This window comes from Enterobacter cloacae (assembly GCF_013375935.1).
In the GTDB taxonomy this organism is placed as follows: domain Bacteria; phylum Pseudomonadota; class Gammaproteobacteria; order Enterobacterales; family Enterobacteriaceae; genus Enterobacter; species Enterobacter pasteurii.
The window spans coordinates 3,181,335-3,197,068 of the sequence record NZ_CP056117.1 but is presented as its reverse complement, the minus strand read 5'-3'; the positions used below and the strand labels follow the sequence as shown (position 1 = coordinate 3,197,068).

Annotated in this window: 13 protein-coding genes; 4 read left to right on the top strand and 9 right to left on the bottom strand. The window is 52.0% G+C overall.

What is annotated here, in order from left to right; translation table 11 throughout:
* Positions 1-82: 82 nt before the first annotated feature.
* Both cls and HWQ14_RS14965 read left to right on the top strand, forming a co-directional pair.
* Entirely contained in the window at positions 83-1,543 is a 1,461-nt protein-coding gene (gene cls / locus HWQ14_RS14970; RefSeq protein WP_148419640.1) for a cardiolipin synthase, read from the top strand.
* A gap of 33 nt (positions 1,544-1,576) precedes the next feature.
* On the top strand, positions 1,577-1,906 hold the full coding sequence (locus HWQ14_RS14965) for an HI1450 family dsDNA-mimic protein (RefSeq protein ID WP_006810881.1): 330 nt from the start codon (positions 1,577-1,579) through the stop codon (positions 1,904-1,906).
* 29 nt (positions 1,907-1,935) lie between these two features.
* Here HWQ14_RS14965 and HWQ14_RS14960 read toward each other — a convergent pair whose 3' ends face one another.
* The 7 genes from HWQ14_RS14960 to HWQ14_RS14930 form a co-directional block, all read right to left on the bottom strand.
* Entirely contained in the window at positions 1,936-2,772 is an 837-nt protein-coding gene (locus HWQ14_RS14960; RefSeq protein ID WP_176610144.1) for an ion transporter, read from the bottom strand.
* A 45-nt stretch (positions 2,773-2,817) separates the two neighbouring features.
* Positions 2,818-3,822 carry a murein tripeptide/oligopeptide ABC transporter ATP-binding protein OppF gene (gene oppF, locus HWQ14_RS14955; protein ID WP_176610143.1) on the bottom strand — a complete coding sequence of 335 codons (1,005 nt, stop codon included), beginning with the start codon at positions 3,820-3,822 and terminating at the stop codon, positions 2,818-2,820.
* Complete coding sequence (locus tag HWQ14_RS14950) at positions 3,819-4,832, bottom strand: ABC transporter ATP-binding protein (protein WP_176610142.1); 1,014 nt, start codon at positions 4,830-4,832, stop codon at positions 3,819-3,821. The genes oppF and HWQ14_RS14950 overlap by 4 nt, the downstream gene beginning before the upstream one ends.
* An 11-nt stretch (positions 4,833-4,843) precedes the next feature.
* Complete coding sequence (oppC, locus tag HWQ14_RS14945; protein WP_148419636.1) at positions 4,844-5,752, bottom strand: oligopeptide ABC transporter permease OppC; 909 nt, start codon at positions 5,750-5,752, stop codon at positions 4,844-4,846.
* A 12-nt stretch (positions 5,753-5,764) separates the two neighbouring features.
* Positions 5,765-6,685, bottom strand: a complete 921-nt coding sequence (gene oppB, locus HWQ14_RS14940) for an oligopeptide ABC transporter permease OppB (RefSeq protein WP_148419635.1) — start codon at positions 6,683-6,685, stop codon at positions 5,765-5,767.
* An 82-nt stretch (positions 6,686-6,767) separates the two neighbouring features.
* Entirely contained in the window at positions 6,768-8,399 is a 1,632-nt protein-coding gene (gene oppA / locus HWQ14_RS14935; protein WP_176610141.1) for an oligopeptide ABC transporter substrate-binding protein OppA, read from the bottom strand.
* A gap of 765 nt (positions 8,400-9,164) precedes the next feature.
* Positions 9,165-9,812 (bottom strand): YchE family NAAT transporter, encoded by a 648-nt coding sequence (locus HWQ14_RS14930; protein ID WP_063452247.1) that lies wholly within the window; start codon positions 9,810-9,812, stop codon positions 9,165-9,167.
* A gap of 480 nt (positions 9,813-10,292) precedes the next feature.
* Here HWQ14_RS14930 and adhE point away from each other — a divergent pair, with 480 nt between their 5' ends.
* Positions 10,293-12,971, top strand: a complete 2,679-nt coding sequence (gene adhE / locus HWQ14_RS14925) for a bifunctional acetaldehyde-CoA/alcohol dehydrogenase (RefSeq protein ID WP_148419632.1) — start codon at positions 10,293-10,295, stop codon at positions 12,969-12,971.
* Between the two features lie 64 nt (positions 12,972-13,035).
* Here adhE and tdk read toward each other — a convergent pair whose 3' ends face one another.
* Complete coding sequence (gene tdk, locus HWQ14_RS14920; protein ID WP_176610140.1) at positions 13,036-13,650, bottom strand: thymidine kinase; 615 nt, start codon at positions 13,648-13,650, stop codon at positions 13,036-13,038.
* Positions 13,651-14,201: 551 nt separating this feature from the next.
* Between tdk and hns the strand changes: the two genes are divergently transcribed.
* A complete protein-coding gene (hns, locus tag HWQ14_RS14915) occupies positions 14,202-14,615 on the top strand; it encodes a histone-like nucleoid-structuring protein H-NS (protein WP_003856724.1) in 414 nt (137 codons plus the stop codon).
* A 201-nt stretch (positions 14,616-14,816) separates the two neighbouring features.
* Here hns and galU read toward each other — a convergent pair whose 3' ends face one another.
* Complete coding sequence (gene galU / locus HWQ14_RS14910) at positions 14,817-15,722, bottom strand: UTP--glucose-1-phosphate uridylyltransferase GalU (RefSeq protein WP_176610139.1); 906 nt, start codon at positions 15,720-15,722, stop codon at positions 14,817-14,819.
* Positions 15,723-15,734: the final 12 nt, after the last annotated feature.

Below are 15,734 nucleotides of genomic sequence, written 5' to 3'. Positions count from 1 at the left end.
CTTTTATCTGCCGTTTTTATTTGCCAGATGATTCCTGATGCGTAAACTCATAACAATACGCTTTCAAAAGGATTTTTTATTTATGACAACCTTCTACACCGTGGTGAGTTGGCTGGTCATTTTAGGATACTGGCTGTTAATTGCCGGGGTGACGCTGCGCATTCTGATGAAACGCAGAGCGGTACCTTCAGCCATGGCCTGGCTTCTGATTATCTATATTCTGCCGCTGGTGGGCATTATCGCCTATCTCTCTTTCGGTGAACTTCATCTTGGGAAACGCCGCGCCGAACGCGCCCGCGCCATGTGGCCCTCCACGGCAAAATGGCTGGCCGATCTCAAAGCCTGCAAGCATATCTTCGCCGAAGAGAACAGCAGCGTGGCCGCGTCCCTGTTCAAACTGTGCGAACGCCGCCAGGGCATTGGCGGCGTAAAGGGCAATCAGCTGCAGCTGATGACCACCTCCGATGATGTGATGCAGGCCCTGATCCGCGACATTCAGCTCGCCCGGCATAATATCGAGATGGTGTTTTATATCTGGCAGCCCGGCGGAATGGCGGATCAGGTAGCCGAATCGCTGATGGCCGCCGCGCGCCGCGGAATCCACTGCCGCCTGATGCTGGATTCCGCCGGCAGCGTCGCCTTTTTCCGCAGCCCGTGGGCCGGTATGATGCGCAATGCGGGCATCGAAGTGGTCGAGGCGCTGAAGGTAAATCTTTTCCGCGTCTTCCTGCGCCGCATGGATCTCCGCCAGCACCGTAAAATGGTCCTGATCGATAACTATATTGCCTACACCGGCAGCATGAACATGGTCGATCCCCGCTTCTTCAAGCAGGATTCCGGCGTGGGGCAATGGATCGATTTGATGGCGCGTATGGAAGGCCCGGTGGCGACCTCTATGGGTATCGTCTATTCCTGCGACTGGGAAATTGAAACCGGTAAACGTATTCTTCCGCCGCCGCCGGATGGCAACATCATGCCGTTTGAAGAAGCCAGCGGCCACACCATTCATACCATTGCCTCCGGCCCCGGCTTTCCGGAAGATCTCATCCATCAGGCGCTGCTGACCGCCGCTTACTCAGCGCGTGAGTATCTGATAATGACCACGCCCTACTTCGTACCCAGCGACGATCTCCTGCATGCCATCTGCACGGCGGCGCAGCGCGGGGTGGACGTGAGCATTATTCTGCCGCGCAAAAATGACTCGCTGCTGGTCGGATGGGCAAGCCGCGCGTTCTTCAGCGAGCTGCTGGCCGCCGGGGTGAAAATTTACCAGTTCGAAGGCGGGTTGTTACACACCAAGAGCGTGCTGGTGGACGGCGAGCTGAGCCTGGTGGGCACCGTCAACCTCGACATGCGTAGCCTGTGGTTGAATTTTGAAATTACGCTGGTGATTGACGACGTCGGATTCGGCGGCGATCTGGCGGCAGTTCAGGACGATTATATCTCCCGCTCCCGCCTGCTGGACGCCAGGCTGTGGGCCAAACGGCCGCTCTGGCAGCGAATTGCCGAACGACTGTTTTACTTCTTTAGTCCGTTGCTGTAAAACGTGCCCAACGATGTTAAACAGGTAGTCATCATGGAAATGGATCTGAACAATCGCCTGACCGAAGACGAAACGCTCGAGCAGGCTTACGATATTTTTCTCGAACTGGCGGTTGATAACCTCGACCCTGCGGACGTCATTCTTTTCAACCTTCAGTTTGAAGAGCGTGGCGGCGCCGAGCTGTTCGATCCGTCTGAAGACTGGGCCGAGCACGTTGATTTTGACCTCAACCCGGACTTCTTCGCCGAGGTTGTGATTGGACTGGCAGATGAAGACGGTGGCGAAATTAACGACATCTTCGCGCGCGTGCTGCTGTGCCGCGAGAAAGACCACAAGCTGTGCCACATTCTCTGGCGCGAATAAATAAAGGCTGCGACGGCAGCCTTTTTTATTTACTCCGGTAATGCCTTTCCGCAGCGGTGACAAAACCGCGCGTCGGGTTCATGATTCCCCTGCTGACAATTCGAACATTTGCGTTGCCGTTTGCTGCTCTGAAACGCGGTGCTCATGTGGGTAGTAATTAGCCCCGTCGGGATCGCTATCACGGAATAACCGATCAGAATCAGGACAGAGGCCACAATACGTCCGAGCGGCGTATGCGGCGTAATATCCCCATAGCCTACCGTCGTCACCGTCACGATGGCCCAGTAAACCGACGCATTAAGGGTGGTAAAGCCGTATTTTGGCCCTTCGATTAAATACATCAGGGATCCAAAAACGATCATCACGATAGCAATAAACGAATAGAAGAGAATGAGCTGGTGGCGGGCGCTGACAATAGCCACCCAAAAAACCCGCAGCGACGGCATAAAGCGCAGCAGCTTCAGAATACGTAATACGCGAATCGCCCGCATTGCGCGCCAGGCAAAGACATAGTTCAGGCTAATTTCAGGCCACAGCCACATGACGTACAGCGGCAGAATGGTGGCTAAATCAATAATTCCCCAGAAGCTGAAGACATATTTAGCCGGATTCGGCCAGCTGATGACCCTCAGTAGATATTCGACGGTAAAGACCAGCGTAACGATCAGTTCCAGCCAGACGAAGACATGCCACTCCTCAAACGTCATGTGGTACTGCGTTCCGGCTCCGGATTCAATAAAGATAATGATGACGCTAATCAGCGCAAATAAGCCGCACAGTCCCTCGACGCGTCGACCGGAAACCGTTTCAGGATCGAATAAAAAATGATACAGCCGCTGGCGGGCCGACGTGAATAATCGCGACACAATAACCTCGAAAAATAAGGGCTGACATCTTGTCAGCCCTTGCGATTATAGCGGGTCTACTTTCAGGCAGGAAACCGCGTGTCGGAAACTGCCCTCCAGCACCGGCCGCGTCTTCGCGCATTCCGGCCCGGCTAATGGGCACCGCGTACGGAATACGCAGCCCGAAGGCGGGTTAATCGGCGAAGGCAGTTCGCCTTCCAGCAGCTGAATGGTTTTATTTTTCTCCAGATCGGGGTCCGGTACGGGTACCGCGGACATCAGCGCTTTGGTGTAGGGGTGCAGCGGGTTGTGATACACCTCGTCGTAGGTGCCCAGCTCCACGGCGTGACCCAGATACATCACCAGCACGCGATCGGAAATGTGTTTTACCACCGCCAGGTCATGAGCGATGAAAATCAGCGACAGCCCCATCTCCCCCTGGAGTTTCTGCAACAGGTTAACCACCTGCGCCTGGATAGAAACGTCCAGCGCCGAAACCGGCTCATCACAAATGATCAGCTTTGGCTCGAGGATCAGCGCACGCGCAATACCGATACGCTGACACTGCCCGCCGGAAAACTCGTGCGGATAGCGGTTGATGAGGTTAGGCAGCAGACCCACCTTCAGCATCATCGCCTTCACGCGGTCGCGCACTTCCTGGCGCGGCATCTTTGGATGATAGGTGCGCAGCGGCTCGGCAATGATTTCACCAATGGTCATGCGCGGGTTCAGCGATGCCAGCGGATCCTGGAATATCATCTGGATATCGCTGCGCACGTCGCGCCATTCATCCGGCTTCATTCCCAGCAGATCTTTGCCAAGCCAGGCCACTTTGCCGTCGGTGGCTTTTACCAGGCCGATAATCGCCCGCGCAAACGTCGATTTGCCGCAGCCGGATTCGCCCACCACGCCCAGGGTCTCCCCTTCGTACAGGCGCAGCGTAACGCCATCCACCGCTTTCAGGGTTTTAGCAGGCTGCCAGAACCACTGCTTGCCGTCTTTGATATCGAAATGAACCTTCAGGTCAGCGATTTCGAGCAGTACATTTCTTTTTTCATCAATGGCGTTCATACCAGCTCCTCCTGCGGCTTAAAGCAGGCGCGCAGACGGCCCGGGGCAAACGCCTCCAGCGGCGGTGCGCTGTTGCAGATTTCCATCGCGTGCGGACAGCGCGGCTGGAACGGACAGCCTTTCGGCAGACGCAGCAGGTTTGGCGGGTTACCGGGAATCGTCAGCAGCGACTCCCCTTCCGCATCAAGGCGCGGTACGGCATTCAGCAGGCCTATAGAGTACGGATGGGCTGGCTGGTAAAACACGTCACGTGCGTTACCGTATTCCATCGTGCGGCCGGCATACATGACCAGTACTTTGTCACAAATCCCGGCGACAACGCCCAGATCGTGGGTAATCATGATAATCGCGGTGTTGAACTCGCGCTTAAGCTCGTTCAGGAGCGTCATGATCTGCGCCTGTACGGTCACGTCCAGCGCCGTGGTCGGTTCGTCGGCAATCAGCAGCTTTGGCCTGCAAAGCAGCGCCATTGCGATCATAACGCGCTGACGCATCCCGCCGGAGAACTCGTGCGGATACATGCGCATGCGCTTGCGCGCTTCCGGCATTTTCACCGCATCCAGCATTTTGACCGACTCTTCAAACGCTTCGGCTTTGCCCAGGCCCTTGTGCAGCATCAGCACTTCCATCAGCTGTTCCCCCACACGCATGTACGGGTTCAGCGACGTCATCGGATCCTGGAAAATCATTAAGATCTGCTCGGCGCGCAGTTTGTTCAGCTCATGTTCCGGCAAATTCAGGATCTCTCTGCCGTTGAATGTCGCCGAACCGCCAATCACGCCGTTAGACGCCAGCAGGCCCATCAGCGCGAAGGCGGTTTGGGATTTTCCGGAGCCGGACTCCCCCACGATACCCAGCGTTTCACCCGCACGCAGGTCGAAGTTGAGATCGTTTACGGCGGTAACATCCCCGTCCGGCGTTTTAAAGGTCACGCGGAGATCTTTTACGTCCAGCAGTGCGCTGGTTCGCTGCTGCGCCTGAGGCGCGGTTGCCGTTTCAATAATGGTCATGGCGGCGCTCCTTAACGGTCTTTCGGGTCGAGGGCATCACGCAGGCCATCGCCGATAAAGTTGAAACAGAACAGGGTGACTACCAGGAAGCCCGCCGGATAAAGCAGTAGCCACGGCGACACTTCCATGGAGTTTGCGCCATCGCTTAACAGAGCGCCCCAGCTGCTCAGCGGCTCTTGCGTACCTAATCCCAGGAAGCTCAGGAAAGATTCAAACAGGATCATGCTCGGTACCAGCAGGGAGGCGTATACCACCACCACGCCCAGCACGTTAGGAACGATATGACGCACCACGATATTGGCGGTAGAGACACCCCCAACCTGCGCGGCCTCAATAAACTCCTTGCGTTTGAGGCTCAGCGTCTGGCCACGCACGATACGCGCCATGTCCAGCCAGGAGACCATCCCGATTGCCACAAAGATCAGCAGGATGTTCTGACCAAAGAAGGTTACCAGCAGAATGACGAAGAACATAAACGGGAAGGAGTTAAGGATCTCAAGCATACGCATCATTACGGAGTCCACTTTGCCGCCGAGATAACCGGAAAGCGAGCCGTAAAGCGTACCGACCAGAACCGCCACCAGCGCCGCGGCAATACCGACCATCAGCGAGATACGGCCGCCGATCGCCACGCGCACCAGCAAATCACGGCCGGAAGAGTCGGTACCGAAATAGTGCCCGGACTCCATGTCCGGCGCGCTGGACATCATGCCCCAGTCCGTATCGAAATAGGTAAACTGCGACAGCATCGGTGCCAGGGTAACGAACAGCGCGATAAGCACCAGCACAACCAGGCTGGCGACGGCGGCACGGTTATGCATAAAGCGACGGCGCGCGTCCTGCCAGAGGCTGCGCCCTTCGACCTCCAGCTTTTCACTGAAGTTTTCCAGCGCCTCGCTGTTTTTCTTACTCAACATCATGGCGTGCTCCAGTTAGTAACGGATTTTCGGGTCGATAACGGCATACAGCACATCGACAACGGCATTAAACAGAATGGTCAGCGCACCCACGAGGATCGTGAGGCTCAGCACCAGCGAATAGTCACGGTTAAGCGCCCCATTAACAAACAGCTGCCCAATGCCCGGCAGACCATAAATGGTTTCAATGACCATGGAACCCGTAATGATGCCGACGAAAGCAGGCCCCATATAGGAGAGCACCGGCAGCAGCGCTGGCTTGAGCGCATGACGCAAAATAATCCGGCGCATCGGCAGCCCCTTCGCGCGGGCGGTACGGATGAAGTTAGAGTGCAGGACTTCAATCATCGATCCACGGGTGATACGGGCGATGCTGGCGATGTACGCCAGTGATAACGCCACCATCGGCAGTATCATGAACTTCAGCGCCCCGCCGTTCCAGCCGCCCCCGGGCAGCCACTGCAGCGTGATAGCAAATATCATGACCAGCAACGGCGCGACAACGAAGCTGGGGATAACCACCCCGGTCATTGCGACCCCCATCACGGCGTAATCCCATCGGGTATTTTGTTTTAGCGCGGCGATAACGCCCGCAGTGACGCCGAGAACCACGGCCAGGATAAATGCAGCAGCACCTAATTTAGCCGATACCGGGAAGCTCGACGCGACCAGGTCGTTAACGGAATAGTCTTTATATTTGAATGACGGTCCAAAATCACCGTGAGCAAGCTGCTTCAGATAGTTGAAGTACTGCGTGGTAATGGGATCGTTTAAATGGTATTTCGCTTCGATATTGGCCATGACTTCTGGCGGAAGCGTACGTTCGCCGGTAAATGGACTGCCCGGCGCAAGGCGCATCATGAAGAATGAAATAGTAATTAGAATAAATAACGTTGGGATCGCTTCAAGACAGCGACGCAGGATAAATTTCAACATTGCCCGTACCTTCTGGCGTGTGCCTGATGAATGTTACAAAGTAGACGCAGTGGGGCAAGCTGGCTCGCCCCACGTATTGCCATTAATGCTTGATAATATAAAGATTCTTAACGGAAATATTATCCAACGGGTCTTTACCGGTATAACCCCCTACCCACGGCTTCACCAGACGGGCGTTGACGTAGTAGTACACCGGAACGATCGCAGAGTCTTTATCGAGCTGTTGCTCAGATTTAGCGTACAGATCGGCGCGCTGAGCGTCATCTGCTACCTTCAGCGTTTCACCAATCAGCTTATCAAACGCCGGGCTCTTATAGTGTGCAGTGTTGTTCGAGCTGTCGCTGAGCATGGTGTTCAGGAAGGAGGTTGGTTCGTTATAGTCCGCACACCAGCCTGCACGTGCCACGTCGAACGTTCCCTGATGGCGCGTATCGAGGAAGGTCTTCCACTCCTGGTTTTCCAGCTTCACGTTTACGCCCAGGTTCTTCTTCCAGATTGACGCGACGGCGATAGCCAGCTTTTTATGCAGATCGGACGTGTTGTACAGCAGGCTAAACGTCAGCGGCTTATCGGCGGTATACCCGGCTTCGGCCAGCAGTTTTTTCGCTTCTTCGTTACGTTTTTCCTGAGACCACTTGAACCACTCAGGCTCAACCAGCTTCATTCCGTCAGTGTAAGGCGGGGTATAACTGTAGGCAGGCAGGTCGCCCTGATTCTTCACTTTGTGGACGATGATATCGCGATCCAGCGCCAGCTTCAGTGCGGTACGTACGCGAACGTCGGTAAACGGTGCTTTCTGGTTGTTGATTTCGTAGTAATAGGTGCACAGATACGGATCGACGTGAACTTCTTTCGGGATCTCTTTTTTTAGCTTCTGGAACAGTTCAATCGGCATGTTGTTGTAGGTCATGTCGATTTCACCGCTGCGGTAGCGGTTAACGTCCGTTACTTCTGAAGCAATTGGCAGGTAGGTTACCTGATTAATAACGGTCTTCGCGTTGTCCCAGTACTGCGGGTTACGCTCCAGCACCATACGTTCGTTTACTACCCAGCTTTTCAGCTTGTACGCACCGTTGGTCACGATATTCGCAGGCTGGGTCCATTTTTCACCGAATTTTTCAACAGCGGATTTTGGCACGGGAGAGACGGACGGGTGTACCAGCAGCTTATAGAAATACGGAACAGGTTCGCTCAACGTGACTTCAAAGGTGTTGGCATCGATGGCTTTTACGCCCAGCTCGGTAACCGGCTTTTTACCCGTGATGATGTCATCGATATTGGCAATATGACCATACTGCAGGTAGCTCGCATACGGAGAGGCGGTATTGGGATCCGCCAGGCGCTGCCAGCTATACACGAAATCTTCGGCGGTTACCGGCGTGCCGTCGGACCATTTGGCATCTTTACGCAGGTGGAAGGTCCAGACTTTAAAATCTTTGTTGTCCCACTTTTCCGCCACACCCGGCGCCGGATGGCCGTCCACGTCAGTCACCAGCAGACCTTCGAACAGGTCACGGTTAACGTTAGATTCTGGCACCCCTTCAATTTTGTGCGGATCGAGAGACTGTACTTCCGCGCCGTTGTTACGGACCAGCGTTTGCTTCTCGGCTAGCTGAACACCCGCAGGAACATCCGCGGCCATTGCAGCATTACCCGCGATTAGCGCAGTTAAAATCCCCGCCGCTACCAGACTTTTTTTTGTGATGATGGACATTGTGTTGATACTCCACTCATTATAATGACCGGCCTTCGCCAGTTGTGTAATCCCCTGTTGGGGCCTGTACAGCGCAGGAGTTTTTTTTGCTGCTGTCAGGTTCTTTTTTTACTTCTTGCTATCACCGACTTCATTATTACTGACCGCTCGTACGGCGGCCTTGCGTCGATTCTTTAACCCTCTCCCCTGTCAGAGAGAGCGTGGATTTTATTGGCGAGAGCTATCTGAAAATAATTCTCATCAACTTGTTTAATTCAGCAAAATATAAGGCCGGAAAGTACCAAATGGTACCACTCGCCAATACATTTTGCAAATTTGTTAAGCATTTCTCTTTTATAGCGCCTGAACACTCGTTGATGGCAGACACCAACCCTGAAGGAAATGCTAAAAATGCTTGTTTATTATGACATTACAGAAAAAGTGCTCGTAACCGCGATGACATTGCCTGACAGCTCAATTTTTTCACGAAAATTTAACAAATGGTTATTATTTAGCACATTCGTCTGAGCCATCTCAGAATTTACTAATATCATTTCGGTTATCCGTCAGCAAGCCCCAGAGTATCATGTGAGTAAAATAACAAAGGGTTCGAAGGATTTATGAGCAGGATGGGAAGGGTGAAATTAACAACCTCTTGAAAAATAACAAAACAGAGTTATTAGCAGAACTTATTATGACGGGAGCGCATTTCAACTTTATTTATATGATTTGCTGATAATCACGTAAAAAAAACGGAGCCATCGGCTCCGTCGTTTCAAATGAAGGTCAGTGTAATAATCCGGGGAATATGCTTTTTATACCGGTGACGATAAATTCAATGCCCAATGCCATTAACAGCAGCCCCATGATACGGGTAATGACGTTGATGCCCGTTTGTCCCAGCAGGCGAACCAGCCATGGCGCCATGCGGAACACGCCCCAGCAGCAGAGCGCGAACAGAGCAATGGCAACGGAAAAACCAATCAGATGCATCAGGCTGTGGTAGCGCGTACCCCACACAATGGTTGAGCTGATCGCACCCGGTCCTGCCATGAGCGGTAAGGCCAGCGGTACCACGCCAATGCTTTCGCGGATCGCCGTCTCTGATTTTTCCTGCTTGTTCTGCTTATCCTCCCCCAGCTTGCCGCTGATCATCGACATCGCAATGGTCACCACGAGGATCCCACCCGCAATACGGAACGAATCAATCGAGATCCCGAACACCTGCAGAATGGCGTCACCAAGATAAAGGGAGGTCAGCAAGATGATCGCCACCGACAGGTTTGCCGTCAGGTTGGTTTTATTTCTTGCAGCTGCCGTTTGATAGCTGGTCATACTAATAAAGACAGGGATGATCCCGACCGGGTTGACCAGGGCAAACAAGCCGATAAAAAACTTAAAATATGTAGGAAAATCAAAGAGCGTTTGAATCACATTAAGCTCCGCAAATGAGCATGGCCTGGAAGAGATAGCGTGTCATGATAAATCCGCGCTGAAGATACGCTTTTTAGCCGCATACTTCACCAGAAATCTGTGCCTAAACGTTATCAATTCATGATGTTAAACGTTTGTATAATCAATGATAGCGGCACTTCCAATAGTTACTTAATTATTTAACAGTGGAATAATTAGCACAAATTAACCCTGCTGAAAGGTATCAGCTTAGTGGAAAATTGACCCAGATCATAATTTTCGTACTCAGAAGTGAGTAATCTTGATTACGCCGCCAGGGAGATCACCTATCAAAAAGGTATGATGCTAAGGTAAGGCTCTTTTAGTAAATTAGTGAGCTGGAGCAGAGAGTAATCCTTTGTTTTACTGTGTGTTACGCAAGTGGAATCGGCTCTGACTATACTGTCTGACGTATCGAGCGCTGGTTTACTAAAAGAGTTTAAACATTATCAGGAGAGCATTATGGCTGTTACCAATATCGCTGAACTGAACGCCCTCGTCGAGCGCGTAAAAAAAGCCCAGCGTGAATATGCCAATTTCACCCAAGAACAGGTTGATAAAATCTTCCGCGCGGCCGCTCTGGCTGCTGCAGATGCTCGAATCCCTCTCGCTAAAATGGCCGTTGCCGAATCCGGTATGGGTATCGTTGAAGATAAAGTGATCAAAAACCACTTTGCTTCAGAGTATATCTACAACGCCTATAAAGATGAGAAAACCTGCGGCGTGCTGTCAGAAGACGATACTTTCGGCACCATCACTATTGCAGAACCGATCGGCATCATTTGCGGTATCGTTCCAACCACTAACCCAACCTCTACCGCAATCTTCAAATCTCTGATCAGCCTGAAGACCCGTAACGCAATTATCTTCTCCCCGCATCCACGTGCGAAAGACGCCACCAACAAAGCAGCAGACATCGTCCTGCAGGCTGCCATTGCTGCGGGCGCACCAAAAGATTTAATCGGCTGGATCGACCAACCTTCCGTTGAGCTGTCCAACGCCCTTATGCATCACCCAGACATTAATCTGATTCTGGCGACCGGTGGTCCTGGTATGGTTAAAGCAGCATACAGCTCCGGTAAACCGGCAATCGGCGTAGGCGCGGGCAACACACCTGTTGTTATCGACGAAACGGCTGATATTAAGCGTGCTGTTGCCTCTGTTCTGATGTCCAAAACCTTCGATAACGGCGTTATCTGTGCGTCTGAACAGTCTGTCGTCGTCGTTGATTCTGTGTACGACGCCGTTCGTGAACGTTTCGCCAGCCACGGCGGCTACCTGCTGCAGGGTAAAGAGCTGAAAGCCGTTCAGGACGTAATTCTGAAAAATGGTGCGCTGAACGCCGCCATCGTTGGTCAGCCAGCTTATAAAATCGCTGAACTCGCTGGCTTTACCGTTCCTGCTACCACCAAGATTCTGATCGGTGAAGTTAAGGTTGTAGATGAAAGCGAGCCGTTTGCTCACGAAAAACTGTCCCCAACGCTGGCAATGTACCGTGCCAAAGATTTCGATGATGCGGTAGAAAAAGCCGAGAAACTGGTCGCTATGGGCGGTATCGGTCACACCTCCTGCCTGTACACCGACCAGGATAACCAGCCAGAACGCGTTGCTCACTTCGGTCAGAAGATGAAAACGGCGCGTATTCTGATCAACACCCCTGCTTCTCAGGGTGGTATCGGTGACCTGTACAACTTCAAACTCGCACCTTCCCTGACTCTGGGTTGTGGTTCCTGGGGTGGTAACTCCATCTCTGAAAACGTTGGTCCAAAACACCTGATCAACAAGAAAACCGTTGCTAAGCGAGCTGAAAACATGTTGTGGCACAAACTTCCGAAATCTATCTACTTCCGCCGTGGCTCCCTGCCAATCGCGCTGGATGAAGTGATTACTGATGGCCACAAACGTGCGCTCATCGTGACCGACCGTTTCCTGTTCAACAATGGCTATGCAGACCAGATCACCTCTGTTCTGAAAGCGGCTGGCGTCGAAACTGAAGTCTTCTTTGAAGTTGAAGCTGACCCAACCCTGAGCGTTGTACGTAAAGGTGCCGAACTGGCAAACTCCTTCAAACCAGATGTGATCATCGCACTGGGTGGCGGTTCCCCAATGGACGCCGCGAAAATTATGTGGGTCATGTACGAGCATCCTGAAACGCACTTCGAAGAACTGGCGCTGCGCTTTATGGATATCCGTAAACGTATCTACAAGTTCCCGAAAATGGGCGTGAAAGCGAAAATGATTGCCGTCACCACCACTTCCGGTACCGGTTCAGAAGTAACGCCGTTTGCGGTTGTGACTGATGACGCAACGGGTCAGAAATATCCGCTGGCTGACTACGCGCTGACGCCAGATATGGCTATCGTCGATGCCAACCTGGTTATGGAAATGCCAAAATCACTGTGTGCGTTCGGTGGTCTGGATGCTGTGACTCACGCTCTGGAAGCTTACGTTTCCGTACTGGCCTCTGAGTTCTCTGACGGTCAGGCTCTGCAGGCGCTGAAGCTGCTGAAAGAAAACCTGCCGGCATCCTATAACGAAGGATCGAAAAACCCTGTAGCACGTGAGCGTGTACACAGTGCAGCAACCATCGCGGGTATCGCGTTTGCTAACGCCTTCCTCGGTGTTTGCCACTCTATGGCTCACAAACTGGGTTCACAGTTCCACATTCCACACGGTCTGGCGAACGCCCTGTTGATCAGCAACGTTATCCGTTATAACGCCAACGACAACCCAACCAAACAGACTGCATTCAGCCAGTACGACCGCCCACAGGCTCGTCGTCGTTACGCTGAAATCGCTGACCACCTGGGTCTGAGCGCACCGGGCGACCGTACTGCTGCGAAGATTGAGAAGCTGCTGGCGTGGCTGGAAAGCCTGAAGGCGGAGCTGGGTATTCCTAAGTCTATCCGTGAAGCAGGTGTTCAGGAAGCTGACTTCCTCGCACACGTAGACAAGCTGTCTGAAGATGCGTTCGATGACCAGTGTACCGGTGCTAACCCACGCTACCCGCTGATTTCCGAGCTGAAACAGATCCTGCTGGATACCTACTACGGCCGTGAATTCACTGAAAGCGATGTTGCTGCTGTGAAAGTGGAACTTCCATTAGTAAAAGCTGACAAGAAAGCGAAGAAAAACGCGTAATTGACAGCGTGACAAAAAACCCGCCAGCGGCGGGTTTTTTTATATCTGAATAACAGCAGCTCTGTTATTTCCGGCTGTCGCCCTGTAGTGCCGTCAGCGAGCCTACGACCAGCGCCTCTTTATAATGCTTGCGGCACACCGAGACATAGCGCTCATTGCCCCCTATCACCACCTGCTCGCCATCAGCGTAGGGTTTGCCCGACTGGTCAAGGCGAAGCACCATGCTGGCCTTACGACCGCAGAAACAAATCGTTTTCAGCTCAACCAGCTTATCTGACCAGGCGAGCAGATACTGACTTCCGGCAAATAACTCTCCACGAAAATCGGTACGTAATCCGTAGCACAGCACGGGAATATCCAGTTCATCCACAACGTCTGAAAGCGCATGGACCTGCTCTCGGGTCAAAAACTGGCTTTCATCGACCAGCACGCAGTGTACAGGCTTAGCGGCATGCTCGGTACGAATATCCTCAAGCAGATCCGTTGCAGGGTTAAACAGCCTTGCAGGCGACGATAGCCCTATTCGTGAACTCACTTTCCCGGCACCGAAGCGATCGTCGATTTCAGCGGTGTACACAACGGTACGCATGCCACGTTCCTGATAATTGTATGAGGATTGCAGTAACGCCGTCGATTTCCCTGCGTTCATTGCCGAATAGTAGAAATAAAGTTGTGCCATTGGCCGAAAAATCCTAATCAATGTGTAATATTCCCGATGATTCATTGTACCATATTTCGTACCTGCATCTGCGCCAGACCGCACGTTCGGGGCCTTTGAGCAGCGGTTAATCCCTCAGCATTCTGCGTAAAATAATGCGTTAAAACAGGCAGTAAAGGCATATAGCAATGACAATATGACAAGCGCAACGTAAGTGATAACACTTCTTTTTATACTGGATTGTTCGTGCTTTAAAATTCACTATTTATTAACTATTTTCGTTCTGGCTGCGCTTTCCCGGAGTAATACAAAAGGCTGATATTTATCAACCGCAACTATAATTCCTGCGGGAAAAGTCACAAAACAAACATGCAAATGACGAGTTTTTGCCGTTTGCATCGATATCTGACAGGTCAGACAAGCAATGAAATTTAAGATAGCGTAATTAATAATAGCGTCGTTTATTTTGTATTTTTTGAATTCCTTACATTCCGGCCTATTGCACAAGTCAAATTAACGCTCTATTATTAGGACAACAAACCCACCCCCATTATAAGTTTGAGATTACTACAATGAGCGAAGCACTTAAAATTCTGAACAACATCCGTACTCTTCGTGCGCAGGCAAGAGAATGTACCCTTGAGACGCTTGAAGAAATGCTGGAAAAATTAGAAGTTGTAGTTAACGAACGTCGTGAAGAAGAAAGCGCAGCCGCTGCTGAAATCGAAGAACGTACGCGTAAACTGCAACAGTATCGCGAAATGCTGATTGCTGACGGTATCGATCCAAATGAATTGCTGAACAGCATGGCAGCAGCGAAAACGGGCACCAAAGCAAAACGCGCTGCACGCCCTGCTAAATATAGCTACATTGATGAGAACGGCGAAGAGAAAACCTGGACCGGCCAGGGTCGTACTCCTGCTGTTATCAAGAAAGCAATGGACGAGCAAGGCAAACAACTGGATGACTTCCTTATCAAGGATTAATCTGGAAAGATTCTGAAAATCCCGCCCTGAGCGGGATTTTTTATGCCTGCCATATTTCCCGTACATCTCCTTACACTCTGTCATATTGCGATGCGCACTATTTAACGTCCTTGACAATCACGGTGACAAATACCGCACGGCAGGCATAAAAAAACCGGTGAGCATCGCCGCACCGGTCTTGTTTAGCAGGCTGGAGGATTATTACTTAATACCCACGCTACCTTTGAGCCAGGCTTTAAATTCTTCACCCAGGCTGTTGTGGCGAATGCCATATTCAACGAACGCCTGCATATAACCGAGTTTATTCCCGCAGTCATGGCTCTTACCTTTCATATGGTAGGCTTCTACGGTCTCTTTCTCGATCAGCATATCAATGGCATCCGTCAGCTGGATTTCATCACCAGCACCCGGAGGGGTTTTCGCCAGCAGCGCCCAAATCTCTGCGCTGAGCACATAGCGGCCTACGACAGCGAGGTTAGACGGCGCAACGTCAGCCTTAGGTTTTTCTACAACGCCAACCATCGGCACGCTTTCGCCCGGTTGCAGGTTTACGCCCTTGCAGTCAACCACGCCGTAAGCGGTAACGTCGTCGACTGGCTCAACCATGATCTGGCCGCTGCCGGTTTCGTCGAAGCGTTTGATCATCTCTGCCAGGTTTTCCTGGGAAAGATCGGATTCGTATTCGTCCAGAATGACGTCTGGCAGGATTACCGCAACGGGCTCATCACCCACTACCGGATGCGCGCACAGTACCGCATGGCCCAGACCTTTCGCCAGGCCCTGGCGAACCTGCATAATGGTCACGTGTGGAGGGCAAATAGACTGAACTTCTTCCAGCAGCTGACGCTTAACGCGTTTTTCCAGCATCGCTTCAAGTTCGAAACTGGTATCGAAGTGGTTTTCGATAGAGTTTTTAGATGAATGCGTCACCAGAACAATTTCGGTGATACCTGCAGCAATACACTCATTCACGACATACTGGATTAATGGCTTATCAACCAGAGGCAGCATCTCTTTTGGGATTGCCTTCGTCGCTGGCAACATCCTGGTACCCAATCCCGCCACCGGGATAACGGCCTTTCTGACTTTCGAATTTAGGGCAGCCATTGAAATTCTCCT

Bases quoted from the DNA above. Each gene is read 5' to 3' on its own strand.
- oppA (WP_176610141.1), bottom strand. From the start codon at position 8,399: ATGTCCATCATCACAAAAAAAAGTCTGGTAGCGGCGGGGATTTTAACT.
- galU (WP_176610139.1), bottom strand. From the start codon at position 15,722: ATGGCTGCCCTAAATTCGAAAGTCAGAAAGGCCGTTATCCCGGTGGCG.
- oppF (WP_176610143.1), bottom strand. From the start codon at position 3,822: ATGAACGCCATTGATGAAAAAAGAAATGTACTGCTCGAAATCGCTGAC.
- cls (WP_148419640.1), top strand. From the start codon at position 83: ATGACAACCTTCTACACCGTGGTGAGTTGGCTGGTCATTTTAGGATAC.
- oppB (WP_148419635.1), bottom strand. From the start codon at position 6,685: ATGTTGAAATTTATCCTGCGTCGCTGTCTTGAAGCGATCCCAACGTTA.
- HWQ14_RS14965 (WP_006810881.1), top strand. From the start codon at position 1,577: ATGGAAATGGATCTGAACAATCGCCTGACCGAAGACGAAACGCTCGAG.
- adhE (WP_148419632.1), top strand. From the start codon at position 10,293: ATGGCTGTTACCAATATCGCTGAACTGAACGCCCTCGTCGAGCGCGTA.
- HWQ14_RS14950 (WP_176610142.1), bottom strand. From the start codon at position 4,832: ATGACCATTATTGAAACGGCAACCGCGCCTCAGGCGCAGCAGCGAACC.
- oppC (WP_148419636.1), bottom strand. From the start codon at position 5,752: ATGATGTTGAGTAAGAAAAACAGCGAGGCGCTGGAAAACTTCAGTGAA.
- tdk (WP_176610140.1), bottom strand. From the start codon at position 13,650: ATGGCACAACTTTATTTCTACTATTCGGCAATGAACGCAGGGAAATCG.
- hns (WP_003856724.1), top strand. From the start codon at position 14,202: ATGAGCGAAGCACTTAAAATTCTGAACAACATCCGTACTCTTCGTGCG.